This window comes from Streptomyces geranii (genome assembly GCF_002954775.1).
Lineage (GTDB): Bacteria > Actinomycetota > Actinomycetes > Streptomycetales > Streptomycetaceae > Streptomyces > Streptomyces geranii.
The window spans coordinates 51,734-78,406 of sequence record NZ_KZ672953.1; the positions used below are offsets into that span (position 1 = coordinate 51,734).

Sequence of the window (26,673 nt, forward strand, 5' to 3'; positions counted from 1 at the left end):
TGCCCTCTCACGCCGATCGATAGTGGTGGTAGGAGTGATGCGTTCCGAATCCCATCCCGGTGTACAGCGCCCGCGCCCCCGCGTTGTCCTCCTCCACCTGCAGCCAGGCGGCCGACGCGCCCTCCTCCAGCGCCCGCCCGGCCAGCGCGGCCATGACGGCCGTGGCCAGCCCGCGTCGCCGCTGACCGGGGTCCACCTCGACGGCCGCGAACCCGGCCCACCGCCCGTCCACGACACACCGCCCGATGGCGGCGGGCGGCTCACCCGGGGCGTCCCCCGGCACGGTCGCGAACCACACCGAGGGCCCGCTGCCCAGCACGGCGAGGGCCACCTCGCTCACGCCCTTGCGCTGATACCGCGAGAGCCACGCCTCGTCGGCCTCCCGCGCCAGCACCACCCCACCGCCGCCGTCCCCCAGATCGGCGACGGGCGCCAGCCCCCCGACCCACAGCCCGGCCGTCACCTCACGCGTCCACCCGCGCTCCGCCAGCTCCGCGCACAGCACCTCCTGGGTGCCCTCGGCGCCGGTCGCGGTCTGGACGTACGCGGGCAGGCCCCGATCGGCGTACCAGCGGCTCACGGCGGTCAGCGCCTCGTCGAGCGGCACGCCCGGGTCGCCGAGCGGCAGCACGGAATTCGCCCGCCGGGTGAACCCGGAGGCCGCCCGCAGCTCCCACTCGCCCAGCCGCTCGCTCTCCACCGGCTGCCAGGACCGCGCGGAGACCCGCGCCAGCTCCTCGTACGAGGCGGCGGGGCCGCGCCGACGGGCGGGGGCCGCGGGGACCACTTTGCCCGCCACCAGGGACGCCGCAGCGACCCGTACGCGCTCGCCGTCACGTCGTGTGATCAGGAGCACACCCGTGTCTTCGTCCCATGATGTGAGAACACCTACCGTGTCGGTGAACTTCTCACTATCCGGGGCTTCTTCGTTCAGCCGTCGAACAGAGACACGTTTGCCCACGTCAGCAGCGGTGATTCGGACGACGAGCCGGCCGGCCGCAGAGATTTCCACAGGTCAGTTCGCCCCTCCTGTATGGATCATGCCCGGGAACGGAGATACTAGGTGCGGGCATCGACGACGCCGCGCTCCCGCGCGCCAGGTGGCGGGGCCTGAAGACGGCCCGCCAGCGCCCTATCGAGGAGGAACGACAGCGTGACCTACGTCATCGCGCAGCCTTGTGTCGACGTCAAGGACAAGGCGTGCATTGAAGAGTGCCCGGTCGACTGCATCTACGAGGGCTCCCGGTCCTTGTACATCCACCCGGACGAATGCGTCGACTGTGGAGCCTGTGAGCCGGTCTGCCCGGTCGAGGCGATCTTCTACGAGGACGACACTCCGGAGGAGTGGAAGGACTACTACAAGGCGAACGTCGAGTTCTTCGACGAACTCGGCTCGCCCGGCGGCGCCAGCAAGCTGGGACTGATCGAGCGCGATCACCCCTTCATCGCCGCGCTGCCGCCGCAGAACGGCTGACGGCGGCCCGCAGAGCCCGCGCCGCCTCGGTCCCGTACGCCCCGATCGCCCAGGTCGTGGTCGCCGTACGGGACCGAGGCGTTTGCCGTACGTACGAAAGTGAGCCAGTAATCGTGTCCTCCGCAGTCTCCGACCGCCTTCCCGCCTTCCCCTGGGACAAGCTGGAGCCGTACAAGAAGACGGCCGCCGCGCACCCGGACGGCATCGTCGACCTGTCGGTCGGCACGCCGGTCGACCCGGTCCCCGAGCTGATCCAGAAAGCGCTGGTCGCGGCGGCCGACTCACCGGGCTACCCGACCGTCTGGGGCACGCCCGAACTGCGCGACGCGCTCACCGCCTGGGTCGAACGCCGCCTCGGCGCCCGGGACATCACCCACCGCCACGTCCTGCCGATCGTCGGCTCCAAGGAACTGGTCGCCTGGCTCCCCACCCAGCTGGGCCTCGGCCCCGGCGACAGGGTCGCCTACCCGCGCCTGGCCTACCCGACGTACGAGGTCGGCGCCCGCCTGGCCCGCGCCGAGTACGAGGTCTACGACGACCCGACGGAGCTGGACCCGACCAACCTCAAGCTGCTCTGGCTCAACTCGCCCTCGAACCCCACGGGCCGGGTACTGACCAAGGACGAGCTGACCCGGGCGGTCGCCTGGGCCCGAGAGCACGGCGTGCTGGTCTTCTCCGACGAGTGCTACCTGGAGCTGGGCTGGGAGGCCGACCCGGTCTCGGTCCTTCACCCGGACGTGTGCGGCGGCTCGTACGAGGGGATCGTGGCCGTCCACTCCCTCTCCAAGCGCTCCAACCTCGCGGGCTACCGGGCGGCCTTCCTGGCCGGTGACCCGGCCGTCCTCGGCCCGCTCCTGGAGATCCGCAAGCACGGCGGCATGATGACCTCGGCGCCCACCCAGGCGGCCGTCGTGGCCGCCCTCGGCGACGACACCCACGTGCGCGAACAGCGCGAGCGGTACGTGGCCCGTCGTACGGCCCTGCGCGAGGCCCTGGTCCGCCACGGCTTCCGCATCGAGCACAGCGAGGCCAGCCTCTACCTGTGGGCGACCCGCGAGGAGTCCTGCTGGGACACCGTCGCCCACCTCGCCGACCTGGGCATCCTGGTCGCGCCGGGCGACTTCTACGGCACGGCGGGCGAGACCTTCGTCCGCGTGGCCCTCACGGCGACGGACGAGCGGGTGGCGGCGGCGGTCGCCCGCCTGTAGCCGACTTCGGCGGCAGCGGTCGTACGACAGATACGCGAGATACGACAGAGGGGCCCGGGGAAGATCCCCGGGCCCCTCCGCCATCACCTGGTCCCGCGGTCGGGTCAGCCCAGCGGCAGGCCCTGCAGGGGCAGCTGACCGGCGCCCGGCAGGCCCTTCGTCGGCAGCGCGTCCGTCGGGAGGCCGCCCTTCGTCGCGGTCTCCGTGGTGCTGCCGAGGAGGTCACCGGCGCCGCCGGCCGCGTCCAGGGCGGTCAGGGCGCCCAGGTTGGGGGTGGCCGGCAGGGCGGCGGGGGCCGCGCTGGCGGAGCCGGCCGCACCGACCCCGGCTGCCGCTCCCGCTGCGACGAGCAGCGCGGCACGGGCGATCCGGCGGGTCAGGGGGAGGGACATGATGCTCCTGAGTTTCGGTTGACTGTTGATCGTCCGGACTCGGACGCAGTGAATACCGCTCCAGGACCCCTGAAGGTTGCGGCGCACGAATGCAAAGAGTTGGCAATGTGTCGCATAATCGCCTGCGGATAAAAGCGGGCAAAGGTCACCCGGTCCGAAAGTCGGGTGAATCCTTGCGACGCGTTGCGGCCCTTTGTCCGCAAGGGTTCTGCCGGACAGTGGGCGGATCTCGGAGGCACTCGGCGAAAACCCGCGCAGACTCCCGCCGGGACCCGGCAGGAGTAACCCTTACGAGCGACGTCCCGTACTCCTGCCCGTACTACGGAGTGGTGACGATCCGGACCGCTTCCGCGCTCGCCCGGGTGCCCGTCGGACGCCACTCGCTGTCGGTGTTGCCGGCCGTCCAGCGGCGGCCCGCGTAGGTGACGTTCTCGATGTGCAGCGCCGAGGCGTTGGCCACGGCCCAGTGCGCGAGCTGCCAGCCGCGCTGCGCGCGCGTCGTCCCGGCGGCGGTGTCGGTGTCCTCGGGCACCGGGAGCGTGACGGTGGAGGGCGCGGTGGAGGAGGGTGAGGGCGTAGGGGTGTCGGCGGCGCCCTTGCGGCTCACCTCCGCGCCCGCCACGGCGAGCACGTCGCGGCCGAAGTCCCGTACGAGCGCGGCCCGTACGGCGTCCGGACCGCCGCCGGTCGTGCTGGCGTCCCGGCGGCCCTCGCAGGTCAGGGTGGCCGCCGCGTGCCCGGTCAGGGCCGCCGCCAGCAGGGTGGCGTCCGGCTCGTGCTTGGCGTACGCCTCCGGGAAGCCGCTGCGCTGCACGCGCTGGGCGGCCACGGTGAGGGGGAGGGTCTCGTAGTCGGAGACCTTGACGAGATGGTCGTAGAACTCGCCCGCCGAGTAGGTCGGGTCGAGGATCTCCTTCTCGGTTCCCCAGCCCTGCGAGGGCCGTTGCTGGAACAGGCCCAGTGAATCCCGGTCGCCGTGGGTGATGTTGCGCAGCCCCGACTCCTGGAGCGCGGTCGCCAGCGCGATGGCGACGGCCCGTTCGGGCAGCCCGCGCGCGGTGCCGACCGCGGTGATCGTCGCCGCGTTGACGGCCTGCTCGGGGGTGAACTCGTACGAGGGGCCGCGGCCGTCGGCCGAGACGACCTCGCAGGCCGGATCCCCGGTGCCGCCGGTGACGTACTGCACCACGAGATAGCCCGCGACGGCGAGCAGCACGAGGAAGGACGCCCCACGACGGAGGAGACGGCCACGACGCTTGTGAGTGGGGGACTGCTCCGGCATCCGTACAAGGTACTGGAGAGTAGGGTCCGTGACTTCCGAGTCGGGTGAGGAAGGGGGCGAATCGGCGGCGCGTTAGGGTCGTCGGTATGGCCGACACACCGCTTGACCTCACCTTGGACGCCGCTCGACTGACCGCGTGGCTCGTCGACTTCCCCTCGGAGAGCGGCGGCGAGAAGCCGCTCGCGGACGCGATCGAGATGGCCCTGCGCGGCCTGCCGCACCTCGCGGTCGAGCGGTACGGCAACAACGTCGTCGCCCGGACGAACCTGGGCCGCGCGGAACGCGTGATCCTGGCCGGCCACATCGACACGGTCCCGATCGCGGACAACGTGCCCTCACGGCTGGACGAGGACGGGGTGCTGTGGGGCTGCGGGACCTGCGACATGAAGTCGGGGGTCGCGGTGCAGCTGCGGATCGCGGCGACGGTCCCGGAGCCGAACAGGGACCTGACGTTCGTCTTCTACGACCAGGAAGAGGTCGCGGCCGAGCTGAACGGGCTCAGGCATGTGGCCGAGGCCCACCCGGAGTGGCTGGAGGGCGACTTCGCGGTGCTGCTGGAGCCGTCCGACGGCCAGGTGGAGGGCGGCTGCCAGGGCACGCTGCGGGTGCTGCTGAAGACGGCGGGGGAGCGGGCGCACTCCGCGCGCAGCTGGATGGGCTCCAACGCGATCCACGCGGCGGCCCCGATCCTCGCCAAGCTCGCCTCGTACCAGCCGCGTTACCCGGTGATCGACGGCCTGGAGTACCGGGAGGGCCTCAACGCGGTCCGGATCGGCGGCGGGGTGGCGGGCAACGTGATCCCCGACGAGTGCGTGGTGACGGTCAACTTCCGCTACGCGCCGGACCGTTCGGAGGAGGAGGCGCTCGCACACGTGCGGGAGGTCTTCGCGGACTGTGGGGTGACGGAGTTCGTGGTCGACGACCACAGCGGAGCGGCGCTGCCGGGCCTCTCCCATCCGGCCGCCGCGGCCTTCATCGAGGCGGTGGGCGGCACCCCGCAGCCCAAGTACGGCTGGACGGACGTGTCGCGCTTCAGCGCGCTCGGCGTCCCGGCGGTCAACTACGGCCCCGGGAACCCGCACTTGGCGCACAAGCGGGACGAACGGGTGGAAACCGAAAAGATCCTTGCGGGCGAGCAACGGCTGAGGGCCTGGCTGACGTCATGACCCGACAAGCGCCGCTTTACGGCGGACATGCTCACGTCCCCCGCCCGTAACCGGCGGAGATCTACGCTGAGGTGGAACCACAGCAAGCGGAGGAAGGGAGCGGCCATGGCTACCGGCAACCCCGAGGGCAGCAAGCAGCCACCTGAGGAGCAGCGGCTCGGACCGGTGCTGCGCAGGCGCGGGCAGGTCCAGGCGAGCACCACCGACCAGCGTCTCCTCGACGCGGGCGGCCCCTCCGACTGGGTCCACACGGACCCGTGGAGGGTGCTGCGCATCCAGTCAGAGTTCATCGAGGGCTTCGGCACACTCGCCGAACTCCCGCCCGCGATCAGCGTGTTCGGCTCGGCGCGGACGCCGCGGGAGTCGCCGGAGTACGAGGCGGGTGTGCGGCTCGGGCGGGGCCTGGTGGAGGCCGGCTTCGCCGTCATCACCGGCGGTGGCCCGGGGGCGATGGAGGCGGCGAACAAGGGGGCGTGCGAGGCGAAGGGCGTCTCGGTCGGGCTGGGCATCGAGCTGCCCTTCGAGCAGGGGCTGAACCCCTACGTCGACATCGGCCTGAACTTCCGCTACTTCTTCGTCCGCAAGATGATGTTCGTGAAGTACGCACAGGGTTTCGTGGTCCTGCCCGGGGGCCTGGGCACGCTGGACGAACTCTTCGAGGCACTGACCCTGGTCCAGACGCAGAAGGTGACGCGGTTCCCGATCGTGCTGTTCGGGAGCGAGTACTGGGGCGGGCTGGTGGACTGGGTGAAGAACACGCTGATCGCCCAGGGCAAGGCGTCGGAGAAGGACCTGATGCTGTTCCACGTGACGGACGAGGTGGACGAGGCGGTGGCGCTGGTGTCGAAGGAGGCGGGCCGCTAGCGCTGGCCTGAGCGGACGGTTCCTCGGGGGCTCCGCCCCCGAACCCCCGTATCGCGCTGGCCGGACGGGCTAACTACTTAGCCCGTCCGGCGTTTGAGGACAAAGTGGGGGTCTGGGGGCGCAGCCCCCAGGGCTGGGAACGGGTAGGGGCGGCGGGGGCGAAAAAGCCCTACGCCAGCCCCCTTCGTGCCACCGTCGGCGGGCGGTTGCCCGCGATCGACGTCACCATGTCCAGTACCTGGCGCGTCTCCGCCACCTCGTGGACGCGATACACCCGCGCCCCCAGCCACATCGACACCGCCGTCGTCGCCAACGTCCCCACCAGGCGCTCCTTCAGCGGTCGATCCAGCGTCTCGCCCACGAAGTCCTTGTTGGACAGGGAGACCAGCACCGGCCAGCCCGTCTCCACCATCTCCCCCAACCGCCGCGTCGCCTCAAGACTGTGCCGCGTGTTCTTCCCGAAGTCGTGCCCGGGATCGATCAGCACCGACTCCCGAGGCACTCCCAGCGCCACCGCCCGCTCCGCCAGTCCGACGGTCACGCGCAAGATGTCGGCCATGACATCCTCGAACGCCACCCGGTGCGGACGCGTCCGCGGCTCCGCACCGCCCGCGTGCGTGCACACCAGCCCCACCCCGTACCGCCCCGCGACCTCCGCGAGCCCCGGATCGACCCCGCCCCACGCGTCGTTCAGCAGATCCGCCCCCGCCTCGCACACGGCCTCGCCGACCTCCGCCCGCCAGGTGTCCACGCTGATGACCACCTCGGGGAACCTGCGCCGCACCTCCGCCACGAAACCGACCGTCCGCCGTGCCTCCTCCGCCGCCGTCACCTCCTCGCCGGGCCCCGCCTTCACCCCGCCGATGTCGATGATGGCAGCCCCCTCTGACACCGCCTGCTCCACGCGCGCGAGCGCCGGCTCGTCGCGGAAGGTGGCTCCCTGGTCGTAGAAGGAGTCCGGGGTCCGGTTCACGATCGCCATGATCACCGGCTCGTGCGCGTCGAATTCACGCCTGCCCAGTCTGAGCATCGCCTGTGACCCCTCCTAGTACGTTCCGGGTATTCGGCCGCCTGCGACCATAACTGCCAGACTCGCATGGCACGATCGGACCCTGCCGCACTGCTCCTGCCTGTTCGGCTCAGTCCGCTCCGATCCGCTCCGCTCAGCCCGATCCGCTCCATCCGAAATTCCGTGGGGAACCAGCGATGTTGATGTTCTTGTTCCTGGTCGTCGCGCTCGCCGTCGTGGTCGGCGCGGTGACGCTGGCCGTGGTGGGCGGTGGCGAGACCGCCGTGCTGCCGGACGCCGCGCCCGAACGGCTCCAGGACCCGCTGCCGCCCGACCGGCCGGTCGACCGCGGCGACGTCGAGTCCCTCCGCTTCCCGGTCGCCGCCCGCGGCTACCGCATGTCGGACGTCGACGACGCCCTCACCCGCCTCGGCGCCGAACTCGCCGAGCGGGACGCCCGTATCGCCGACCTGGAGTCCGCCCTGGCCGGCGCCCAGGCCGCGACGCGGACCACCCTGGACAAGCCGGTCCAGGGGAGCGAGCAGTGAGCGACGACGACAGCGGGGCGGCCGTCGCCGGGCCCGACGGCGGTCTGCGCTGTCCCTGGGCGCTGTCCACGGAGGACTACGTCAGCTATCACGACGAGGAGTGGGGGCGTCCCGTCCACGGCGACGACGCCCTCTTCGAACGGCTCTCCCTGGAGGCCTTCCAGTCCGGCCTCTCCTGGATCACCATCCTGCGCCGCCGGCCGGGCTTCCGTACCGCCTTCGCCGGCTTCAGGATCGCCTCCGTCGCGGAGTTCACGGACGCCGACCGCGAACGCCTCCTCGCCGACGCCGGCATCATCCGCAACCGCGCGAAGGTCGACGCGACGATCGCCAACGCGCGCGTGCTCGTCGATTGGGCCCCGGGGGATCTGGACGAGCTGATCTGGTCGCATGCCCCGGACGCCGCCACCCGTCCGGTCCCCAAGACCCTGTCGGACGTCCCCGCGGTCACCGACGAGTCGACCGCCCTCTCCAAGGCGCTGAAGAAACGCGGCCTGTGCTTCGTCGGCCCCACGACCGCGTACGCCCTGATGCAGGCGTGCGGCCTGGTGGACGACCATCTGGCGGACTGTGTGGCCCGGCAGGGCTGACCGCCGGTGCCGGTACGCGCGGCACCGGCACCCGCACCCGCGCCCCGCTACCGCCCCAGATACTTCGGCTTCTCCTTGTTGACGAACGCCTGCACCGCGATCGCGTGGTCCTCCGACGCGCCCGCCCGTGCCTGGAGTTCGTCCTCCTTCTCCAGGGTCTCCTCCAGGGTGTGCGAGAAGCCGTACGCCATGGCCTCCTTGAGGGCCGCGTACGCCACCGTCGGGCCGTCCGCCAGCGCGCGTGCCGTCCTCTCGGCCTCGGCCCGCAGGTCCGCCGCCGGGACGACCCGGTTCGCGATGCCCAGCTCGTACGCCTCCTGCGCCTTGACGCTGCGCGGGAACAGGAGCAGGTCCGCGGCACGCCCGGGGCCGACCACGCGCGGGAGCGTCCAGGAGACGCCCGAGTCGGCGGTCAGCGCCACGTTCGCGAACGAGGTGGTGAAGGAGGCCGTGTCCGCGACCACGCGGTAGTCCGCGGCGAGCGCGAAGCCGAAGCCCGCCCCGGCCGCGACGCCGTTCACGCCCGCCACCACCGGCTTGGGCATGCCCGTCAGAGCCCGCACGATGGGGTTGTAGTGCTCGCGGACCGTGGTCATGGTCTCCCCCGTGCCGGCCGCGCGATCGGCCGCCAGCAGCCCGATGTGCTCCTTCAGGTCCTGGCCCACACAGAACGCCCGGTCCCCGGCGGCGGTCAGCAGGACCGCCCGTACGGCGCCGTCGCCCGCCGCCTCCTGGACCGCCTCCCGGAGCGCGACCTTCGCCGCGATGCTCAGCGCGTTCATCGCCTCGGGGCGGTTGAGCGTGATCGTCGCCAGCCCGTCGTGCACCTCGTAGAGCACGGTGTCGGCCATGGGGGTCCCCTCCGGTGGGTGTCTCGGCTCGGTCGTCGCAGGACAGCATGGACAGCATGGCGGAGATCACGGTCCGGGGAGAGGGCGGGTCGTGTGACCTGCGTCAAAGAATTCCCGTCCGTTCGCGGCCGGCGCGGGTCGGCGTGAGTCCGCGCGGCGGCGAAGTATCGCAGTCACATCGCCGAATTGGGTGGTTTTGCTCGCGCGCGTTGCCCAAGCGATGCCGACTGATGTTGGTCATAGGGTCCTGAGATGCGGGATAATGGCTGGGAAGCAATGTGTTCGATGCCGGTGACGTTCGTCCCATGAGGGGATGGGCGTGCCCTCCTAAGGGGCCGTCGGCGACGATGAGCTGGTTTCAGGAAGGGGAACGAGCATGGCGGCCATGAAGCCGCGGACGGGCGATGGCCCGCTCGAGGTGACAAAGGAGGGGCGGGGCATCGTCATGCGCGTTCCGCTCGAAGGCGGCGGTCGACTCGTCGTCGAGCTGACCCCTGATGAGGCCGACGCGCTGGGCGACGCCCTCAAGAAGGTCGTCGGCTGACGCGCGGACGCGTCCATACCCTTTCAGCTGCCCCGGCATCGTGAACACACGGTGCCGGGGCACTGTTTTGCCTCAGTGCTCCGCCGTCAGCGCTTGACCGCGCACAGCAGACCGTCCCCCACGGGCAACAGGGACGGCACCAGTTCCTGGCTCTCGCGCACTGCCCGCAGCAGCTCGCGCAGCCGTATGACCTCGGTGGGCTGGGGCCCCGAATCGACGGTCCTGCCGTTGGCGAAGACCCCCTCGAAGACCACCAGGCCACCCGTACGGAGCAGACGCAACGATTCAGCTAGATAGTCGAGACTCTCCAGCCGGTCGCCGTCGCAGAAGACGAGGTCGTAGCCGGCGTCCGCGAGCCGGGGCAGGACGTCCAGGGCGCGGCCCGGGATGAAACGGGCCCGGTTGCTGGCGAAGCCGCACGCGCGGAAGGCCTGGCGGGCGAACTGCTGGTGCTCGGGCTCGGGGTCGACCGTGGTCAGGACCCCGTCCGCGCGCATACCGTGCAGCAGGTACATCCCCGAGACGCCCGTCCCGGTCCCGATCTCCGCCACCGCCTTCGCGTCCACGGAGGCGGCCAGCAGCCGTAGCGCGGCGCCCGTGCTGGGCGCCACCGAGCGCAGCCCTGCCTCGCGGGCCCGGTCACGGGACCAGCGCAGTGCCTCGTCCTCGGCGACAAAGGCGTCGGCGAACGCCCAGCTCGTCTGCCGGTTGCCGGTAATGACCCTCTCCTGTCCCCGCGGTTGCCTGGGCGTGACTGTATCCGTTGCGGCCGGGAACCCGCAGATGGGACCGGGCGTTTAGAGGGGTGTGGGACGAGGTGGGACAGACAGGGTGAGCACAGGGGGGACGAGCGGATGGACCAGCACAGCGAGAACACCGGGCAGGTACTGACCCGGCCGGTCGAGCAGTATCGGCACAGAGCAATTTCTCGTAAAACCGCTTATCCGGAGCTAACGGGCGAGGTGGCTATGGTAGGGGCTCCACTGGACACCACCAGAGCCGACAGGGGAGGTGCGGCTGCGCCTGTGGATCGGGGAGGGGCGCTGCGGCGCCTTCTCGGATCAGCGGGCAGGCCGAAATCCGTGAACAACACCGCTGCTGACCCCAGCCACGCCGCTGACCGAGCCCAGACCGCGACCTTCTCCACCGACGCGGACGGGCAGGCGTGGACTCCGCCCACGTGGGAGGAGATCGTCAGCACGCACAGTGGCCGCGTCTACCGCCTGGCCTACCGCCTGACCGGCAACCAGCACGACGCCGAGGACCTCACACAGGAGGTCTTCGTCCGCGTCTTCCGCTCACTGTCGACGTACACGCCCGGCACCTTCGAGGGCTGGCTGCACCGCATCACCACCAACCTCTTCCTGGACATGGTCCGCCGCAAGCAGCGCATCCGTTTCGACGCCCTCGGCGACGACGCGGCCGAGCGACTGCCCAGCCGCGAGCCGTCCCCGCAGCAGGTCTTCAACGACGCCCACTTCGACGCGGACGTCCAGCAGGCGCTGGACACCCTCGCGCCCGAGTTCCGTGCCGCCGTCGTCCTCTGTGACATCGAGGGACTGTCGTACGAGGAGATCGCCGCGACCCTCGGCGTGAAGCTCGGCACGGTCCGCTCCCGTATCCACCGAGGCCGCTCCCAGCTCCGCAAGGCCCTCGCGCACCGCTCTCCGGAGGCCCGTGCCGAGCGCCGTTTCGCGGTGCCACGGGTGGCCGCGCTGGGAGGAGGGGGCGCGAGCGCGTGAGTGGATCGCGGCCGTACTCGGCCGAGCGTCGCCTCGCCGAGCAGCATCTGGGAGACCGCCTCTCCGCCCTGGTGGACGGAGAACTCGGTCATGAGACGCGTGAGCGCGTCCTGGCGCACCTGGCCACGTGCGCGAAGTGCAAGTCGGAGGCCGACGCGCAGCGCCGGCTGAAGAGCGTCTTCGCGGAAATGGCCCCGCCACCACCTTCCGAAAGCTTCCTGGCCCGCCTCCAGGGCCTCCCCGGAGGCGGTGATCCCGACTCCGGCGGCTCGCCGCTGGGCGGGGGAGGATTCACCGACGGCATCTCGGCGTTCCCCGGGGGCCGGGGGATCGGTTCAGGAGTCCCTGGGACCTCCTCCTCGGGAGTCTTCGGCGTGAGAGGGGACGGCTTCGGATACGTCCCCGCCCGCCCGCACACCTCCGTACTGCCGCCCGCTCCGGGCCGGGGTTTCCGCATCCATGACGTGGGCCGTCACGACGCCGACCGCTCGTCCTCGCGCGGACTGCGGTTCGCCTTCGCCGCCGCCGGTGCGGTGTCGCTGGCCGCGATCGCGCTGGGCGGGGTGTCGACGGGCGTTCCCGGCGACACCGCCGAGGCGCGGGGCACCTCCGGGGGCAGCAATGTGACACCGATGCGTCCGCAGGGCGGCGGAGCCGCGACGGCTCCCGAGAGCCAGCGGCGCCGAGGAGTCGGCCCACTGCTCTCGCAGGGCTTCGGCCAGGGGACGTTCGGACAGGGACCGGTGGCCTCGACGGAGGCGTCCGCACCGCTGCTGCCGGGCATCCCCGCACCGGCCCCGGGCGGCCGTGAACGCGAGGCGATGCACCCGCTGACGACACCGGTGGTGGCGGCAGCGGCGGTACTCTCCCCGCTCATACGCCCGCTGCAGGCCCCGCAGATCGCCCTGACCTCCTGGTCGTCGTCGCCCGACGCGGCGGTCGAGGGCCTCCTCATGGCCCCGGCACCCGACTCGTCCCGCTCACCGTCCCCTTCCACCACGGACACCGTCCGCTGACCCCACGAACCTGGTTGAATCCGAGGTGCGGGCCGCACAGCAGCGGGCCAGGTGTGGGGAGAGCATGAACGAGGGGAAGCCCGCGAAGACCACCAGCTGGTGGAGTCGTTCCCGCAGGGATGCGGGGGCGACGTCCGGTCGCGGGGAATCGGGGTCCGGCCAGGGGGAGTTGGCTGCGGGGGAGGGTTTGGCTGGGGCCGAGGGGTCCGAGGGGCCTTTGGTCGGGCCTGAGTTGGGCTCGGCGGAGGCCGAGGGGGCTTCCGGCGGGGCCGGTGAGGTCTCCGCTGGGTCTGACGCGGTCCGGGTAGGGGCCGACGAAGAGGCTCTCTCCGGGACTTACAGCAAGGGTGATGGCGACGGTGACTTCGCGTTGCCGCCGCCGACCGCAGCGCCCGGTGCAGCCGTGCCCGGTGTGTTCGGGGCGGCTGAAGTCCCGTCTCCCGTCGAGCCGCACCCCCGACCGGGTGGTCCCCTGCTCGACTCCCCGCCCACCCCTCCCCAGGAACCCCCGCCCTTCCCCGACCCCGGTCCCGACAGCACCCCGCCCTACGGTCATCCCGGTCCCTGGGCGCCCGCTCCGCCGGTTCAGCGTCCCTCGGTGACCCCGGCGCACGGTACGGCCGTGGTGGGGGCGCAGGGGGCCTTTGACGTATCCCATGCCTCCGACGGTGTGCCGCCCGAAGCTCCTGACGCCGGCCCCGACCCCTGGCGGCGCTATGACCCCTGGGCGGCCACTCCCCTTCAGCCCCTCCAGCACAGCGGTCCCGCAGTCCGGCCGGCCGGGGCGCGGAAGCGGGGGCTGGTTGTCGGGGCTCTGGTGCTCTCCTTGGTCTCCGGGGGTGTCGGGGGTGCCGTCGGGGCGTATCTGGAGCGGCACGGTGGGGTCGGGGACCGGATCCAGTTGCCGCAGGCCGATGATGGCGAGGCCGTCGGGCGGGCGCCCGACAGCGTGGCCGGGATCGCCGCCCGGGCGCTGCCCAGTGTGGTGACGCTGCATGTGCGTGGTGACGGGGCCGAGGGCACCGGTACCGGGTTCGTGCTCGACGGGCGGGGGCACATCCTCACCAACAACCACGTCGTCGAACCCGCCGGTGCCGACGGCGAGATAACCGTGACCTTCAGCGGCGGCGAGACCGCCGAGGCCGAGGTCGTCGGACGCGACAGCGGGTACGACCTCGCCGTCGTCAAGGTCAGCGGGGTCGACGGGCTCCAGCCGGTTGTCCTCGGCAACTCCGACGACGTGGCCGTCGGTGATCCCGTTGTTGCCATCGGGGCGCCCTTCGACCTCGCCAACACCGTCACCGCCGGGATCATCAGCGCCAAGGAACGGCCCATCACCGCCGGCGGCGACAGCGGCGACGGCAGCGACGTCTCGTACGTCGACGCGCTCCAGACCGACGCGCCCATCAACCCGGGCAACTCCGGCGGGCCGCTCCTCGACGCCCGCGCCAGGGTCGTGGGCATCAACTCCGCCATCCGGTCCGCCGACAGCGCCTCGGGGCTCGACGGCGCGCAGTCCGGATCCATCGGGCTCGGCTTCGCCATACCCATCAACCAGGGCAAGCGCGTCGCCGAGGAACTCATCAACACCGGCAAGGCCACCCACCCCGTCATCGGCGTCACCCTCGACATGGACTACTCCGGCGACGGCGCCCGCGTAGGCACCGAGGACAACGACGGCGGGCCCGCGGTCACCACCGGCGGCCCCGGCGACCGGGCGGGCCTGGAGGCCGGCGACATCATCACCGAGGTCGACGGCAGGCGCGTCCACTCCGGCGAGGAACTGATCGTCAAGATCCGCGCCCACCGCCCCGGCGACCGCCTTGAGCTGTCCCTGCTGCGCGGCGGCCGGGAGCGGACGATCTCCCTGATCCTGGGCTCATCTGCCGGTAACTGACAGAAACGTCACAGGTGAGGGGCCCACACCGCCTCCCACTAGGCAAACATCGCGGAAAACCGGTCGCGTACACCCACTCTTGGGCCCCCGGACGGTACCGGTGGGACTAGCTGGCCGGGTACCGTGGAACCGGCCCGGACCACGGAAGACCGCGAAGACCGCACGGACCACCGAGGGCCGAGGACCGAGGACATCGCAAGGAGCTTCAGGTGTTCAATGACGTAGGACCGCTCGAACTGGTGACGCTCGTGCTCCTCGCCGTGCTCGTCTTCGGTCCGGAGAAGCTGCCGAAGATGATCCAGGACGTCACGCGCACCATCCGCAAGATCCGGGAGTTCTCGGAAGGCGCGAAGCAGGACATCCGCGAGGAACTGGGCCCGGAGTTCAAGGACTTCGAGTTCGAGGACCTGAACCCCAAGACGTTCATCCGCAAGCAGCTGGACAACGACGAGCTGGGGCTCAAGGAGATCCGCAACGGCTTCGACCTGAAGAAGGAGATGGCCGAGGTCACGGACGCGGTCCACGGCCGCGAGGCCGACTCCTCGTCCTCCCCGTCGTCGTCTTCCTCCTCCTCCGCGTCGTCCTCCTCCGGTACCTCCGGCGGCACCGTCGACATGACGAAGAAGCCCGAGCCGGACGAGCGTCCGCCCTACGACGCGGACGCCACCTGACCCTCGCGGCGACGCCCGCGCGCGTGACGCGATTCATACTCCGACCGGGCCCCTGAGGGCCCGATCCGGGCTTCCGCACGGCCTACGCGCCGGTTGCTTTCCCGGTTGCCCGCCACGCTGTGGATATGCTGCCGAGTTGTTGTGGGGCCGTACATCAGCGGGCAACGCCGCCCGAAGGGGGGCGGGCCGCCCGGGCCGACGAGAACGAGGAGGCGTCCGGGTACATGGAGACGACAAGTCGGGTGGGCGCGCAGGCGCCGGCCGCGGAGGGCGGACAACCTGTCCCCTCCGCCCGGCGCACGGTCGACGGCTATCTGCTGGCGCCCTTCCCTTGGTACGGCCTCGACGAGGCCTTCACGGGACAGCGCTGGCTGATGCAGGTGGGTACGGCGGCCGACGGCGCCGTCGAGCACGGTTCGATCGGGCACGGTGACGAACCCTCCATAAGGCACGAGGCGATGGGGGAGGACAAGGACCGGTTCGCGGTGGTCGTCACCGTGGCCGCCAACCCCGTACGGCGAAGTGCGGACGGCACGGGGCTGCTGGAGGCCACCTCGGTGTCCTCGGCGGCCTGGCTGGCCGGTGTGGGGCTGCTGTCCTTCACCTGGCCCGGGCAGATGGACCACACCCTCCGGGACGACTGGCTGGACCAGCAGACGGAGACGGCGTGGGTCCTCGCGGACGATCTCGGCGGTTCCGACTGGTCCACGCTGTCCCTGCCGGTCGACGGCGTGCCCACGCCCTTCCACTACCGCGAGTCCGAGTTCGGCTGGGTGCTGGCCGGGTCGACGCAGGAGGGTGTGCATGTGGGGGCGTACGGGCGGGGGATGAGTGCGTACGGTCTTGGCTTCGCCGTGATCAAGGATATTGGCGTGTACGAGTGAAGGAGGGGCGCCGTTTGTTTGGGGCGCCCCTCCGTTGTGGGGTGTGGGGTTGTGTGGCGGGTGCTGCGCCGTCGTGGCTGGTCGCGCAGTTCCCCGCGCCCCTAAAAGCAAAAGCCCCGGCTGAGGTCTCTCAGAACTTGTTCCTCGGAGTGATCCCCAGCGACAGTCCCGCGAGGCCCCGCTGGCGTCCCCCCAGCTTTCCGGCGATGCCGCGCAGTGCCGCGCCCGCCGGGGAGTCCGGGTCGGTCAGGACGACCGGGCGGCCGTCGTCGCCGCCCTCGCGGAGGCGGACGTCGATCGGGATGGAGCCGAGGACCGGGACCGACGCCCCGGTGGTGCGGGTGAGGCCGTCGGCGACGCTCTGGCCGCCGCCCGTGCCGAAGACGTCGACCATCTCGCCGCAGTGCGGGCAGGGCAGGCCCGCCATGTTCTCGACCACGCCGACGATCTTCTGGTGGGTCTGTACGGCGATGGCACCCGCCCGCTCGGCCACCTCGGCAGCCGCCTGCTGAGGCGTCGTCACGACCAGGATCTCGGCGTTCGGGACCAGCTGGGCGACGGAGATCGCGATGTCGCCCGTGCCCGGCGGGAGGTCCAGGAGCAGGACGTCCAGGTCGCCCCAGTACACGTCCGCCAGGAACTGCTGGAGGGCCCGGTGGAGCATCGGGCCGCGCCAGACGACCGGGGTGTTGCCCGGGGTGAACATACCGATGGAGATGACCTTCACGCCGTGCGAGGACGGCGGCATGATCATGTTCTCGACCTGGGTCGGGAGCCCCTCGACGCCCAGCATGCGCGGCACGCTGTGGCCGTAGATGTCGGCGTCGACCACGCCCACCTTGAGACCGTCGGCCGCCATCGCCGCCGCCAGGTTGACGGTGACCGACGACTTGCCGACCCCGCCCTTGCCGGACGCGATCGCGTACACGCGCGTGAGGGAGCCCGGTTTGGCGAAGGGGACCTCGCGGTCGGCCTGGCCGCCGCGCAGGGCGGACGCCAGATCCTTGCGCTGGTTGTCGCTCATGACGTCCAGTTCGACGTCGACGCGCGTGACGCCCTCGACCCGCGAGACCGCCTCCGTCACGTTCTTCGTGATCGTGTCGCGCATCGGGCAGCCGGAGACCGTCAGGTACACGGCGACCGCGACCGCCCCGTCCGCGCCGACGACCACCGACTTCACCATCCCCAGCTCGGTGATGGGTCGCTGGATCTCGGGGTCGTTCACCGTCGCCAGTGCTTCACGCACCGCGTCTTCCGTAGCCATAACCACGATGGTACGGCGCCGCGCACAGCCCCCGGAAAGCCCGTCACCGGTCTTCTACGTCACGCCCCCGCGGCCGTTCCGCCGGGAATACACCGGGTCCTCCGGAACGGCGCTCGGAACGACGCTCGGGAGGCCCGTCGGCGTGCCGTCCCTCGTACCGCTCCTCGTACCGTTCCTCCAGCTCCTTGACCAGGTCCTGCAGCTCCGATCGGATCCAGTCCCGGGTCGCGACCTCGCCGAGCCCGGCGCGCAGGGAGGCGATCTCGCGGGTCAGGTACTCGGTGTCGGCGATCGACCGCTCGTTCTGCTTGCGGTCCTGTTCGAGGTTGACGCGGTCGCGGTCGTCCTGCCGGTTCTGCGCGAGCAGGATCAGCGGGGCCGCGTAGGACGCCTGGAGGGACAGCATCAGCGTCAGGAAGATGAACGGGTAGTGGTCGAAGCGCAGGTCACGCGGCGCGCTCACGTTCCACACCACCCACAGGATGATGACGACCGTCATCCAGACGATGAACCGCCCGGTCCCCAGGAAGCGCGCGATGCGTTCGGAAAGCCGTCCGAAGGCCTCCGGGTCGTACTCGGGCAGCAGCCGGCGCCGAGGCGCGCGCGGCTGGTCGAGCCGGACCCGGGACCGGCCGCCGGCCGTGGCACCGCCGGCCGCGCGCTCGCGTGCGCCGGACTCGCGCTCAGGAGCCATGCGTACCGCCCTCCCCGGCCGGGGGCACGGCCTCGTCGAGGTGGAACTCGGTCTCCCGCCAGTCCTCGGGCAGCATGTGGTCGAGTACGTCGTCCACGGTCACCGCGCCCAGCAGCGACCCGCTCTCGTCGACCACCGGCGCCGCCACCATGTCGTACGTCGCGAAGAACCCGGCGACGACCGGCAGTTCGGCGTCCGGGGAGAGCGGCTGCAGGTCGTCGTCGACGAGCGAGCCGACCAGGGTGTACGGCGGGTCGCGCAGCAGCCGCTGGAAGTGGACGGCGCCCAGGTACTTGCCGGTCGGCGTCTCGTCGGGCGGCCGGCACACGTATACCTGGGCGGCCAGCGCCGGGGAGAGGTCGGGCTCGCGGATGCGGGCCAGCGCGTCGGCGACGGTCGCGTCGGGCCGCAGGACGATCGGCTCGGTCGTCATCAGCCCGCCCGCCGTGTCCTCGCGGTAGGCCATCAGGCGGCGCATGTCGGCCGCGTCGGAGGGCTGCATGAGGCTCAGCAGCCGTTCCTGGTCGGCCTCGGGCAGCTCGCCGAGGAGGTCGGCCGCGTCGTCCGGGTCCATCGCCTCCAGGACGTCGGCGGCGCGCTCCTCCTTGAGCTTCCCGAGGATCTCGATCTGATCGTCCTCGGGCAGCTCTTCGAGTACGTCGGCCAGCCGGTCGTCGTCGAGAGCGGCGGCCACCTCGGCGCGCCGCTTGGGCGACAGGTGATGCAGGACGTTCGCGAGGTCGGCGGGGCGCAGCTGCTCGAAGGTGGCGAGGAGGCTCTCGGCGCCCTGTCCGTCCTCCTCCAGGGAGAACCCGGTGACAGCCGACCAGTCGACGGTCAGTGTCTCGCCGGTGTTGCGCCGGAAGGCTCCGCCGCGGCCCTTCTTCCGTACGAAGACCCGCTCGATCTCCCAGTCCCGGCGGGCCGGCAGCTGTCGTACCGCCACGTCCAGGACGGTGACCTCCTCGCCGGTCTCGTTCAGGGTGACGCGCCGGTCGAGGAGTTCGCCGAGGACGAGGCGCTCGGTGGGGCGCTGCTCGAAGCGCCGGACGTTCAGCACGCCCGTCGTGACGACCTGGCCCGACTCGATGCCGGTGACGCGGGTCATGGGCATGAAGACGCGGCGCCGGGTGGTGAGTTCGACGACCAGGCCGAGCAGCCGGGGCGGGCGGTGGCTGACGCGGAGCATGGCGACGAGGTCGCGGACGCGGCCCACCTGGTCGCCGTTCGGGTCGAAGACGGCCGTACCGGCGAGGTGCGAGACGAAGACGCGGGGCGAGGCCGCGGCCATACTGTGCCTCCTGTCCCGGTTGTCTGGGCTGTCCTGGCTGTCTCGGTGTGCGCTCGCGGGAGCGCGTCGGCTTGTGTCCGCGGGTATCCGAATTGCCTGCTCGGATGCGCTTCAGGCTAGCCCGTCCGGTTCGCCTCCGCCCTGGTGGGGGGTCCGGACGGACTGGCTCCGTCGGGGCCCGGCGGCACCGGTACGCTGCCGTCCAGACCGCCCAGGACACCCGTACGAGAGGCAGCCCCACCTGTGTCTGCGAACCCCCGTGGCCGTACCCGCAGCGCCGGACTGGTGGGCGCGATGTGCGCCCTGGCCGTGACGGGGACAGGACTGACGGGATGCGGTGCCGACCCGGACGAGGGCACGAACGGCGTCGGCAAGCTGCCCGCCGACACCATCCAGACGAAGACCCGTACGGCCGCCGAGTCCGCCGACGCCGTACGGCTCTCCGGGACCGTGGTCACCAATGGGACGACGTACACCCTGGACATGCGCCTCAAGGACGACGGCGGCACCGGCTCGGTCACCGCGAAGGGGTCGACGTTCCGGCTGCTGCGGGTCGGCGAGCACCTGTTCCTGAAGGCGGACGCCGAGTTCTGGACCCACGAGAGCACCGGCAAGGCCGAGGACAGCGAGTCGGACGCGGCAGCCGCGAAGAAGCTCGGGGGCCTGTTCGTGAAGGTGCCGACGGGCGATCCGTCGTACAAGAAGTTCAGCGGCTTCACCGACAAGGACGTCCTCCTGGACGGCCTCCTCACCCTCCACGGCAGCCTCGCGACGGACGGCCACCACGACCAGTCGGGCACCCGCACGATCCGCATCACCGGCGACAAGGGCGACGGCGGCACCCTGGACGTCTCCCTGGAGGGCTCCCCGTACCCCCTGCGCCTGGTCCGCGCGGGCGGCGCGGGCACGCTGCTGCTGAGCGACTGGGGCAAGGACTTCGTGTTGGAAGAACCGAAGAAGAACGAGACGGTGGACTACGGTCAGCAACTCCCCAGTTCTTAAATAGGGGGGTATGGGGGGGCTACGCCCCCCCATAAGGGGCGCGGGGAACTGCGCGACCAGCCCCCACCCAGCCGCACCGGACGAACTACCCCCGCCGTTTCCGGAACAGCAGCCGCGGCACACTCGCAGGGACCGGCGACCGCGTAGTCGCCGACGTAGGCACCGGCGGCGCGGCCAACGACCCCTCCGGCAGCGGGCGCAAGCCCCCCGCGCGCGGAGCCAACCGCACCACCCGGCATTCCCGCGCCCACCGATCCACCATCGCCTCACCGTCGGGCGCGTTCAACCGCTTCCCCTTCAGCTCGCCGACAGCCGCCTCCCACTCCGGAGACCGGGGAACCAGCTCCGCGACCGTCGCCGCCCACACCACCAACCGCCCGCCCTTGTCCTTGCTGCGCACGGTGACCTCCGCCTCCACCCCGTCGGAGAGCCCCGGCAACGGCTGCTCCCCGGGCCCGTCGCCGACCAGGACGGCCGCGCCCTCGTGCCAGACGTGCCACAGCGCGCGGGACGGCCCGGCGGGGCCCTCGACCCAGACGAGGCCGGACTTCTTGGTGGCCTCCTCGACGAGGGCGCGGTCGAGCAGCGGGTCAGTGCCGGGCGTCGTGGGCGTCATGGGCGTCATGGGCGTCATGGGCAGAAGAGTAACGACGACGCCCGCCGCCACCAGCCCCCCGTCACAGCCAGCCGTTGCGCTTCAGCGTGCGGTGGATGGTGACACACAGGCCCACCATGGCCGTCATGACGACCGGGTAGCCGAACTTCCAGTGCAGCTCGGGCATGTAGTCGAAGTTCATGCCGTAGACCCCGCACACCATCGTCGGTACGGCGATGATCGCGGCCCAGGACGTGATCTTCCGCATGTCCTCGTTCTGCGCGACCGACGCCTGCGCGAGGTTGGCCTGGAGGATCGAGTTGAGCAGCTCGTCGAAGCCGATCACCTGCTCCTGGACCCGGGCGAGGTGGTCGGCGACATCGCGGAAGTACTTCTGGATGTCGGGGTCGATCAGCCGCATCGGGCGCTCGCTCAGCAGCTGCATGGGCCGCAGCAGCGGCGAGACCGCCCGCTTGAACTCCAGGACCTCCCGCTTGAGCTGGTAGATCCGGCCGGCGTCGGTACCGCGCGGGGTGCCCTTGCGGCCCGGCGAGAACACCTCCGTCTCGACCTCGTCGATGTCGTCCTGCATGGCGTCCGCGACCGCGACGTAGCCGTCGACGACATGGTCGGCGATGGCGTGCAGCACGGCGGAGGGGCCCTTGGCGAGCAGCTCCGGGTCGTCCTGGAGGCGGTGGCGCAGCGCGCGCAGGGAGCCCTGGCCGCCGTGCCGGACGGTGATGAGGAAGTCCCGGCCGGTGAAGCACATCACCTCGCCGCTCTCCACGACCTCGCTGGTCGCGGTGAGTTCGGCGTGGTCGACGTAGTGGATGGTCTTGAAGACGGTGAAGAGCGTGTCGTCGTACCGCTCCAGCTTGGGCCGCTGGTGGGCCTGGATGGCGTCCTCGACGGCGAGCGGGTGGAGCCCGAACTCGCTGGCGATACCCGAGAATTCGGCCTCCGTCGGCTCGTGCAGCCCGATCCACACGAAGCCGCCGTCCCGGCGGACCTTGCGCATCGCCTCGTGAGGGGTCAGCGCCTTCGAGGTCTGGACGCGGGCGCCGTCGCGGTAGATGCCGCAGTCGACGACGGCCGAGGGGGTCGAGGGGTCGCGCGTGGTGTCGTAGGAGCCGCTCTCCTTGCGCAGGGACGGACGGGACGGGCGGACCGCGGCACGCAGGTTGTGGATCATCGACATGTGGCAGGCTCCTTCGCGACACGCAACGAAAAACCGCCGACAACGACTGGAACTACCCGGAATGGGGACGTCCTGACTGAGGATGTTTGGCACGTCCACAAAGCGGGGAGCACCGCACCGTCGCGGTGGTGAGCTTCGCTGCTGATTCAGAACTGACGCAGATCACATGGATCGGGCAAATCGCATGGATTGGGCAAACGAAACCAAGTGCTCTTCCGCGATGACGCGCATGTGACGTGGTGCGATGCGATGCGCTGCGAGAGGTGACAGCCCAGCGGGGGAGCGGTCGGAGCAACTACATCAGCGGGCGGAAGAGCGGGTGCTACTGCACGGATGACTTCGATCCATTGCAGCCCCACCTCCTCCGGCCGGTCCCTCGTGAGGGACGATCCATTCCCCTTCGGCTTCAAGGGGAGCCCCCTAGGGGGAACTTCAGCGGTGTCGGAACTCGATAGCGGCGCTTCTGCGTGCTGCCCCGAACCCGGCCAAGGGTAACAGCCGACGGAACTGTCAAGGTGCGCGTTTGCCCGCAACTGACGAGTTCTATGCTCGCCGCATGGCTGATGTTCTTCCTCTGGTCGAGGCCCGGTTGCGTACGACACTGGGCGAACCGGACGCGCGCGCCGCGGTCACCTTCCTCGGTACGGACCGGGTCGAGGTGCTGCGCTTCCAGGACCGCGACCGGGACGGGGAGATCGTCCGCTACGCCACCCTCGGCATGTCCGCGCAGCCGATGGCCGACCCCACCGCGGTGCTCGCCGACCCGGTGAAGGGCCCGCGCGCGGAACTGGTCATCTCCGTCCGGGCCGGCCTCGCCGACACCGACAAGGTGCTGCGCCCCCTCGCGATCCTCGCCGCGTCCCCGCAGGTCGAGGGCTTGATCGTGGCCCCCGGCGCCTCGCTCGACGTAGGGGAGCCGCTGTGGCCCGGGGCGCCCTTCACCTCGGTCCTGGTCGCGGAACCGGGCGGCCTGGTCGAGGACCTGGAACTGGACGAGCCCATGGACCCCGTCCACTTCCTCCCCCTGCTCCCGATGACCCCGAACGAGGCCGCCTGGAAACGCGTCCACGGCGCCCAGGCCCTCCAGGAACGCTGGCTCACCAACGGAACGGACCTACGCGACCCGGGCCGAAAGTCCGTCCCCCTGGACTGACCCCTTACTTCTGACCCCGGAGTGACAGACATCACCAACGCCCCCTTGGAAGAAGCCAGTTGGGCAACGCCCTGCTTTTGGCCTTTGGGGGCGCGGGGCTGTATCCATGTGCGGCTCCGCCGCGTGGGCGCGACCAGCCCCCACGGGCCCGCAGACGAACAACCACCCTCAGCGAGCAAAGACGCCCACACCGTCCTCCGCAGCGTGCCGAACCTCCAGCTCCGCCACCTCACGCGTAAGCGACCCCCGCCGCACAACAACAACCACCGCACCGAGCACAGCCGTAACCGCCGCCACCACGAACGGCATGTGCACGTCCGACCACCCCTCGATCTTCGGCGCGAAATACGGCGCCGCAGCCGCGGCGAACCACCGCACGAAGTTGTACCCCGCGCTCGCCACCGGCCGAGGCGCGTCCGAGACGCCCAGCGCCAGCTCCGTGTACACCGTGTTGTTCACGCCGATGAACGCGCCGGACAGGATCGTGCAGACGACGGCGACGGTGTGGCTGCCGTAGCCGAGGACGAGCACGTCGGCGGCGAGCAGCACCAGCGAGCCGCCGAGCACCGGCAGCGAACCGAACCGCCGCTGCAGCCGGGGTGCGACCAGTACCGACGACACGGCCAGCAGCAGGCCCCAGGCGAAGAACACGGCGCCCGAGCGGTACGGCGTCATGTCGAGCACGAACGGGGTGAAGGCCAGCACGGTGAAGAACGTGTAGTTGTAGAAGAAGGACGAGACCGCCGCCGAGGCCAGTCCGCCGTGCCCGAGCGCCTTGATCGGGTCGAGCAGCGAGGTCTTCTGTGCCGGCTTCGGCTGCTCCTTGAGGAACACCGTGATGCACAGGAAGCCGACGGCCATCAGGAACGCGGTACCGAAGAAGGGGTAGCGCCAGCTGGCGTTGCCGAGCAGTGCGCCGAGCAGGGGGCCGCACGCCATGCCGAGGCCCAGGGCGGACTCGTAGAGCAGGATCGCCGCCGCGCTGCCGCCGGCCGCCGCGCCGACGATGACCGCGAGGGCCGTCGAGACGAAGAGCGCGTTGCCGAGGCCCCAGCCGGCCCGGAAGCCGACCAGTTCGGCGACCGAGCCCGAGGTGCCGGCCAGGCCCGCGAAGACCACGACGAGGGCGAGGCCGAGCAGGAGGGTCTTCCGGCCGCCGATCCGGCTGGAGACGAAGCCGGTGACCAGCATGGCCACGGCGGTGATCAGGAAGTACGAGGTGAAGAGGAGGGAGACCTGACCGGCCGTGGCGTCCAGGCCCTTGGCGATGGACGGGAGGATCGGGTCGACGAGCCCGATGCCCATGAAGGCGACGACGGACGCGCCGGCGGTCGCCCAGACGGCCTTCGGCTGCCGGAGGAGGCTTTCCGGGCCTGTCGTTTCCGTCGCGCCTTCCGTGCTGCTGTGCATGTCTGCTCCCCGAGGGATCGTTGGTGTATGCACATAGTAAGTTAGAGTGGCTAATTAATGCAAGCTACATCTAGTTTCGGTTGGTGGAAACGGTGGAAACCTGTCACTCCGGACGGGTGATCGTCCTTGACGGGAGGGAGGACGGGGAGGACCGTGGGGCCCTATGAGGGGCGAACCCAGTTGCCCGAAGTGTGGTGGCCGGGTCAGGGCTCCCGGACTCTTTGCCGACTCCTGGCAGTGCGATGCGCACGGGACGGTGCATCCGCTGCAGCCCGTGATCCCGCCGAGCGTCGAGGCCCTCAGTGTCGTCGTGCACCGCACCCAGGTGCCGGTGTGGATGCCGTGGCCGCTGCCGGTCGGCTGGCTCTTCACGGGCGTGGGCTGCGCGGGCGACGACCGCAGCGGCGGCCGTGCGACGGCGGTGGCCTGTACGGGTCCCGGTCCGCTCGGCGGCATGGGCGAGCTGATCCTGGTCGCGGAGGAACTCGGCGTCGGCCTCGGCGCGCGCTACGCGGGCATCGACGGGCCCGACCCGGGGCCGTACATGAACGTCGAGAAACCGGCCGAGGCGAAGGTGCTGGCGGCGGGGCGGCCGACTCCGTTGTGGCATGTCGCGGGCGGGCCCGACGACCGGGCGGTGTTCGCGGGGGAGGCGCTGGGGTTGTGGTTGTGGGCGGTTGTGTGGCCCGAGCAGTCGGGGTTGCTGATGTATGACGAGCTGGTGCTCACGGATCTGCGGGATGCGGGGGCCGAGGTCGAGCTGGTGCCTTGTGGGGCGTTGTCGCCTCGGTTGATGCAGCCGTAGGGGGCTGGCGGTTCGTTGTCGGGTGTGGGTCGGTGGGGCTTCTCGCGCCGTTCCCCGCACCCCTAGAGGCAAAGACGGGCCCGTTATGCTGGGGCGTCCCTCTTGGCACCCTCAGTCGTTGGAGTCCGTACCGTGCGCATCGATCTGCACTGTCACTCCACGGCCTCCGACGGGACGGACACCCCGGCCGAACTGGTGCGCAACGCCGCTGCCGCCGGGCTCGACGTCGTCGCGCTGACCGATCACGACACGACCCGGGGGTACGCCGAGGCCGTCGCCGCCCTGCCCGCCGGGCTGACGCTGGTCACCGGGGCCGAGCTGTCCTGCCGGCTCGACGGGGTCAGCATGCACATGTTGGCCTACCTGTTCGACCCCGAGGAGCCCGCGCTGTTCGCCGAGCGGGAGCTGGTGCGGGACGACCGGGTGCCGCGAGCGCAGGGCATGGTGGCCAAGCTCCGGGAACTGGGCGTGCCCATCACCTGGGAGCAGGTCGCGCGGATCGCCGGTGACGGTTCCGTGGGCCGACCGCATGTCGCGACGGCGCTGGTCGAGCTGGGCGTCGTACCGACCGTGAACGACGCCTTCACCGGGGACTGGCTGGCGGACGGCGCCCGGGCCTACGTACCGAAGCACGAGACCGATCCCTTCGAGGCGCTGCGGCTGATCAAGGGGGCCGGCGGGGTGGCCGTCTTCGCGCATCCGGCCGCGAGCAAGCGGGGACGGACCGTCCCGGAGTCCGCGATCGCGGAGCTGGCCGCCGCCGGGCTCGACGGCATCGAGGTCGACCACATGGACCACGAACCGGCGACCCGCGCGCGGCTGCGCGGCCTCGCGGCGGAGCTGGGGCTGCTGGCCACCGGCTCCTCCGACTACCACGGCAGCCGCAAGACGTGCGTGCTCGGCGAGTACACGACGGACCCCGAGGTGTACGGGGAGATCACACGGCGGGCGACCGGGGCGTTCCCGGTGCCGGGGGCCGGCGGAGCGGGGTCCGGAGCCGGAGCCGGAGCGGGAACCCGGGCCGACGTCTGAGGAGGCAGCCGCCTCCTCCGCGCTCGACGTCCTCTCCCTCCCCCTTCCTCCCTCCCCCTCCTCGTTTCCTTCGTTCCTCCCTCCCCCCTTC

28 protein-coding genes are annotated in these 26,673 nt (G+C 71.1%); 16 read left to right on the forward strand and 12 right to left on the reverse strand.

Features of this window, described 5'->3' with window-relative positions; translation table 11 throughout:
* Window positions 1–7: 7 nt before the first annotated feature.
* Window positions 8–1,012 carry a GNAT family N-acetyltransferase gene (locus tag CW359_RS03655; protein WP_105968269.1) on the reverse strand — a complete coding sequence of 335 codons (1,005 nt, stop codon included), beginning with the start codon at window positions 1,010–1,012 and terminating at the stop codon, window positions 8–10.
* 141 nt (window positions 1,013–1,153) lie between these two features.
* Between CW359_RS03655 and fdxA the strand changes: the two genes are divergently transcribed.
* Window positions 1,154–1,474: a ferredoxin gene (gene fdxA / locus CW359_RS03660; RefSeq protein WP_003985062.1), complete on the forward strand. Its 321-nt coding sequence runs from the start codon at window positions 1,154–1,156 to the stop codon at window positions 1,472–1,474.
* A 113-nt stretch (window positions 1,475–1,587) separates the two neighbouring features.
* Window positions 1,588–2,682 carry a bifunctional succinyldiaminopimelate transaminase/glutamate-prephenate aminotransferase gene (locus CW359_RS03665; RefSeq protein WP_105968270.1) on the forward strand — a complete coding sequence of 365 codons (1,095 nt, stop codon included), beginning with the start codon at window positions 1,588–1,590 and terminating at the stop codon, window positions 2,680–2,682.
* Window positions 2,683–2,786: 104 nt separating this feature from the next.
* Here CW359_RS03665 and CW359_RS03670 read toward each other — a convergent pair whose 3' ends face one another.
* Together CW359_RS03670 and CW359_RS03675 are read right to left on the reverse strand one after the other, a co-directional pair.
* Complete coding sequence (locus CW359_RS03670) at window positions 2,787–3,074, reverse strand: ATP-binding protein (protein WP_105968271.1); 288 nt, start codon at window positions 3,072–3,074, stop codon at window positions 2,787–2,789.
* Between the two features lie 319 nt (window positions 3,075–3,393).
* Window positions 3,394–4,356, reverse strand: a complete 963-nt coding sequence (locus CW359_RS03675) for a VldE C-terminal domain-containing protein (RefSeq protein ID WP_105968272.1) — start codon at window positions 4,354–4,356, stop codon at window positions 3,394–3,396.
* Window positions 4,357–4,442: 86 nt separating this feature from the next.
* Here CW359_RS03675 and dapE point away from each other — a divergent pair, with 86 nt between their 5' ends.
* On the forward strand, window positions 4,443–5,522 hold the full coding sequence (dapE, locus tag CW359_RS03680; RefSeq protein ID WP_105968273.1) for a succinyl-diaminopimelate desuccinylase: 1,080 nt from the start codon (window positions 4,443–4,445) through the stop codon (window positions 5,520–5,522).
* Window positions 5,523–5,627: 105 nt separating this feature from the next.
* Complete coding sequence (locus CW359_RS03685; protein WP_105968274.1) at window positions 5,628–6,386, forward strand: LOG family protein; 759 nt, start codon at window positions 5,628–5,630, stop codon at window positions 6,384–6,386.
* 169 nt (window positions 6,387–6,555) lie between these two features.
* Here CW359_RS03685 and folP read toward each other — a convergent pair whose 3' ends face one another.
* The gene (folP, locus tag CW359_RS03690) at window positions 6,556–7,416 is read right to left on the reverse strand and encodes a dihydropteroate synthase (RefSeq protein WP_105968275.1); all 861 of its coding nucleotides are present in this window, start codon (window positions 7,414–7,416) and stop codon (window positions 6,556–6,558) included.
* A gap of 176 nt (window positions 7,417–7,592) precedes the next feature.
* Here folP and CW359_RS03695 point away from each other — a divergent pair, with 176 nt between their 5' ends.
* Together CW359_RS03695 and CW359_RS03700 are read left to right on the forward strand one after the other, a co-directional pair.
* On the forward strand, window positions 7,593–7,943 hold the full coding sequence (locus CW359_RS03695; RefSeq protein WP_105968276.1) for a DivIVA domain-containing protein: 351 nt from the start codon (window positions 7,593–7,595) through the stop codon (window positions 7,941–7,943).
* A complete protein-coding gene (locus CW359_RS03700) occupies window positions 7,940–8,533 on the forward strand; it encodes a DNA-3-methyladenine glycosylase I (protein ID WP_105968277.1) in 594 nt (197 codons plus the stop codon). The genes CW359_RS03695 and CW359_RS03700 overlap by 4 nt, the downstream gene beginning before the upstream one ends.
* Window positions 8,534–8,580: 47 nt before the next feature.
* Here CW359_RS03700 and chcB read toward each other — a convergent pair whose 3' ends face one another.
* Window positions 8,581–9,384 carry a 2-cyclohexenylcarbonyl CoA isomerase gene (gene chcB, locus CW359_RS03705; protein WP_105968278.1) on the reverse strand — a complete coding sequence of 268 codons (804 nt, stop codon included), beginning with the start codon at window positions 9,382–9,384 and terminating at the stop codon, window positions 8,581–8,583.
* 376 nt (window positions 9,385–9,760) lie between these two features.
* On the opposite strand from chcB, the gene CW359_RS03710 reads away from it, so the two are divergent.
* Window positions 9,761–9,928, forward strand: coding sequence for a DUF3117 domain-containing protein (locus CW359_RS03710; RefSeq protein ID WP_003966491.1), 168 nt, complete (start codon window positions 9,761–9,763; stop codon window positions 9,926–9,928).
* A gap of 86 nt (window positions 9,929–10,014) precedes the next feature.
* Here CW359_RS03710 and CW359_RS03715 read toward each other — a convergent pair whose 3' ends face one another.
* Window positions 10,015–10,713 (reverse strand): O-methyltransferase, encoded by a 699-nt coding sequence (locus CW359_RS03715; protein ID WP_105968279.1) that lies wholly within the window; start codon window positions 10,711–10,713, stop codon window positions 10,015–10,017.
* A 183-nt stretch (window positions 10,714–10,896) separates the two neighbouring features.
* On the opposite strand from CW359_RS03715, the gene sigE reads away from it, so the two are divergent.
* The 5 genes from sigE (at window position 10,897) to CW359_RS03740 (ending at window position 16,138) form a co-directional block, all read left to right on the forward strand.
* Window positions 10,897–11,670 (forward strand): RNA polymerase sigma factor SigE, encoded by a 774-nt coding sequence (gene sigE, locus CW359_RS03720; RefSeq protein WP_198655074.1) that lies wholly within the window; start codon window positions 10,897–10,899, stop codon window positions 11,668–11,670.
* The gene (locus tag CW359_RS03725; RefSeq protein WP_105968280.1) at window positions 11,667–12,686 is read left to right on the forward strand and encodes an anti-sigma factor family protein; all 1,020 of its coding nucleotides are present in this window, start codon (window positions 11,667–11,669) and stop codon (window positions 12,684–12,686) included. The genes sigE and CW359_RS03725 overlap by 4 nt, the downstream gene beginning before the upstream one ends.
* A 64-nt stretch (window positions 12,687–12,750) precedes the next feature.
* A complete protein-coding gene (locus CW359_RS03730; protein ID WP_105968281.1) occupies window positions 12,751–14,583 on the forward strand; it encodes a trypsin-like peptidase domain-containing protein in 1,833 nt (610 codons plus the stop codon).
* Between the two features lie 209 nt (window positions 14,584–14,792).
* A complete protein-coding gene (locus CW359_RS03735; protein WP_105968282.1) occupies window positions 14,793–15,254 on the forward strand; it encodes a sec-independent translocase in 462 nt (153 codons plus the stop codon).
* A 224-nt stretch (window positions 15,255–15,478) separates the two neighbouring features.
* The gene (locus CW359_RS03740) at window positions 15,479–16,138 is read left to right on the forward strand and encodes a hypothetical protein (RefSeq protein WP_105968283.1); all 660 of its coding nucleotides are present in this window, start codon (window positions 15,479–15,481) and stop codon (window positions 16,136–16,138) included.
* A gap of 130 nt (window positions 16,139–16,268) precedes the next feature.
* Here CW359_RS03740 and CW359_RS03745 read toward each other — a convergent pair whose 3' ends face one another.
* Genes CW359_RS03745 through CW359_RS03755 form a run of 3 tightly spaced genes read right to left on the reverse strand, consistent with a single transcriptional unit; the run spans window position 16,269 to window position 19,387 of the window.
* The gene (locus tag CW359_RS03745) at window positions 16,269–17,402 is read right to left on the reverse strand and encodes an Mrp/NBP35 family ATP-binding protein (RefSeq protein ID WP_105968284.1); all 1,134 of its coding nucleotides are present in this window, start codon (window positions 17,400–17,402) and stop codon (window positions 16,269–16,271) included.
* Window positions 17,403–17,445: 43 nt separating this feature from the next.
* Window positions 17,446–18,096: a DUF1003 domain-containing protein gene (locus tag CW359_RS03750; RefSeq protein ID WP_105968285.1), complete on the reverse strand. Its 651-nt coding sequence runs from the start codon at window positions 18,094–18,096 to the stop codon at window positions 17,446–17,448.
* Window positions 18,086–19,387 (reverse strand): magnesium transporter MgtE N-terminal domain-containing protein, encoded by a 1,302-nt coding sequence (locus CW359_RS03755; protein ID WP_105968286.1) that lies wholly within the window; start codon window positions 19,385–19,387, stop codon window positions 18,086–18,088. The genes CW359_RS03750 and CW359_RS03755 overlap by 11 nt, the downstream gene beginning before the upstream one ends.
* Window positions 19,388–19,681: 294 nt before the next feature.
* Here CW359_RS03755 and CW359_RS03760 point away from each other — a divergent pair, with 294 nt between their 5' ends.
* The gene (locus CW359_RS03760) at window positions 19,682–20,389 is read left to right on the forward strand and encodes a hypothetical protein (RefSeq protein ID WP_198655082.1); all 708 of its coding nucleotides are present in this window, start codon (window positions 19,682–19,684) and stop codon (window positions 20,387–20,389) included.
* An 85-nt stretch (window positions 20,390–20,474) separates the two neighbouring features.
* On the opposite strand, the gene CW359_RS03765 is transcribed toward CW359_RS03760, so the two are convergent.
* Both CW359_RS03765 and CW359_RS03770 read right to left on the reverse strand, forming a co-directional pair.
* Window positions 20,475–21,023, reverse strand: a complete 549-nt coding sequence (locus CW359_RS03765; RefSeq protein ID WP_232838210.1) for a hypothetical protein — start codon at window positions 21,021–21,023, stop codon at window positions 20,475–20,477.
* 43 nt (window positions 21,024–21,066) lie between these two features.
* On the reverse strand, window positions 21,067–22,182 hold the full coding sequence (locus CW359_RS03770) for a magnesium and cobalt transport protein CorA (protein WP_105968288.1): 1,116 nt from the start codon (window positions 22,180–22,182) through the stop codon (window positions 21,067–21,069).
* Between the two features lie 556 nt (window positions 22,183–22,738).
* Here CW359_RS03770 and CW359_RS03775 point away from each other — a divergent pair.
* Complete coding sequence (locus tag CW359_RS03775) at window positions 22,739–23,335, forward strand: suppressor of fused domain protein (protein ID WP_105968289.1); 597 nt, start codon at window positions 22,739–22,741, stop codon at window positions 23,333–23,335.
* A gap of 168 nt (window positions 23,336–23,503) precedes the next feature.
* Here CW359_RS03775 and CW359_RS03780 read toward each other — a convergent pair whose 3' ends face one another.
* Entirely contained in the window at window positions 23,504–24,745 is a 1,242-nt protein-coding gene (locus CW359_RS03780) for an MFS transporter (RefSeq protein WP_105968290.1), read from the reverse strand.
* A gap of 163 nt (window positions 24,746–24,908) precedes the next feature.
* Between CW359_RS03780 and CW359_RS03785 the strand changes: the two genes are divergently transcribed.
* Window positions 24,909–25,550, forward strand: coding sequence for a DUF6758 family protein (locus tag CW359_RS03785; RefSeq protein WP_105968291.1), 642 nt, complete (start codon window positions 24,909–24,911; stop codon window positions 25,548–25,550).
* Between the two features lie 132 nt (window positions 25,551–25,682).
* Complete coding sequence (locus CW359_RS03790) at window positions 25,683–26,582, forward strand: PHP domain-containing protein (RefSeq protein WP_105968292.1); 900 nt, start codon at window positions 25,683–25,685, stop codon at window positions 26,580–26,582.
* Window positions 26,583–26,673 lie beyond the last annotated feature (91 nt).

Bases quoted from the DNA above. Each gene is read 5' to 3' on its own strand.
- CW359_RS03765 (WP_232838210.1), bottom strand. From the start codon at position 21,023: ATGACGCCCATGACGCCCATGACGCCCACGACGCCCGGCACTGACCCG.
- chcB (WP_105968278.1), bottom strand. From the start codon at position 9,384: ATGGCCGACACCGTGCTCTACGAGGTGCACGACGGGCTGGCGACGATC.
- CW359_RS03730 (WP_105968281.1), top strand. From the start codon at position 12,751: ATGAACGAGGGGAAGCCCGCGAAGACCACCAGCTGGTGGAGTCGTTCC.
- CW359_RS03695 (WP_105968276.1), top strand. From the start codon at position 7,593: ATGTTGATGTTCTTGTTCCTGGTCGTCGCGCTCGCCGTCGTGGTCGGC.
- CW359_RS03740 (WP_105968283.1), top strand. From the start codon at position 15,479: ATGGAGACGACAAGTCGGGTGGGCGCGCAGGCGCCGGCCGCGGAGGGC.
- CW359_RS03685 (WP_105968274.1), top strand. From the start codon at position 5,628: ATGGCTACCGGCAACCCCGAGGGCAGCAAGCAGCCACCTGAGGAGCAG.
- sigE (WP_198655074.1), top strand. From the start codon at position 10,897: ATGGTAGGGGCTCCACTGGACACCACCAGAGCCGACAGGGGAGGTGCG.
- CW359_RS03675 (WP_105968272.1), bottom strand. From the start codon at position 4,356: ATGCCGGAGCAGTCCCCCACTCACAAGCGTCGTGGCCGTCTCCTCCGT.
- folP (WP_105968275.1), bottom strand. From the start codon at position 7,416: ATGCTCAGACTGGGCAGGCGTGAATTCGACGCGCACGAGCCGGTGATC.
- CW359_RS03770 (WP_105968288.1), bottom strand. From the start codon at position 22,182: ATGTCGATGATCCACAACCTGCGTGCCGCGGTCCGCCCGTCCCGTCCG.
- dapE (WP_105968273.1), top strand. From the start codon at position 4,443: ATGGCCGACACACCGCTTGACCTCACCTTGGACGCCGCTCGACTGACC.
- CW359_RS03780 (WP_105968290.1), bottom strand. From the start codon at position 24,745: ATGCACAGCAGCACGGAAGGCGCGACGGAAACGACAGGCCCGGAAAGC.
- CW359_RS03745 (WP_105968284.1), bottom strand. From the start codon at position 17,402: ATGGCTACGGAAGACGCGGTGCGTGAAGCACTGGCGACGGTGAACGAC.
- CW359_RS03775 (WP_105968289.1), top strand. From the start codon at position 22,739: ATGGCTGATGTTCTTCCTCTGGTCGAGGCCCGGTTGCGTACGACACTG.
- CW359_RS03750 (WP_105968285.1), bottom strand. From the start codon at position 18,096: ATGGCTCCTGAGCGCGAGTCCGGCGCACGCGAGCGCGCGGCCGGCGGT.
- CW359_RS03760 (WP_198655082.1), top strand. From the start codon at position 19,682: ATGTGCGCCCTGGCCGTGACGGGGACAGGACTGACGGGATGCGGTGCC.
- CW359_RS03670 (WP_105968271.1), bottom strand. From the start codon at position 3,074: ATGTCCCTCCCCCTGACCCGCCGGATCGCCCGTGCCGCGCTGCTCGTC.
- CW359_RS03710 (WP_003966491.1), top strand. From the start codon at position 9,761: ATGGCGGCCATGAAGCCGCGGACGGGCGATGGCCCGCTCGAGGTGACA.
- CW359_RS03785 (WP_105968291.1), top strand. From the start codon at position 24,909: ATGAGGGGCGAACCCAGTTGCCCGAAGTGTGGTGGCCGGGTCAGGGCT.
- CW359_RS03755 (WP_105968286.1), bottom strand. From the start codon at position 19,387: ATGGCCGCGGCCTCGCCCCGCGTCTTCGTCTCGCACCTCGCCGGTACG.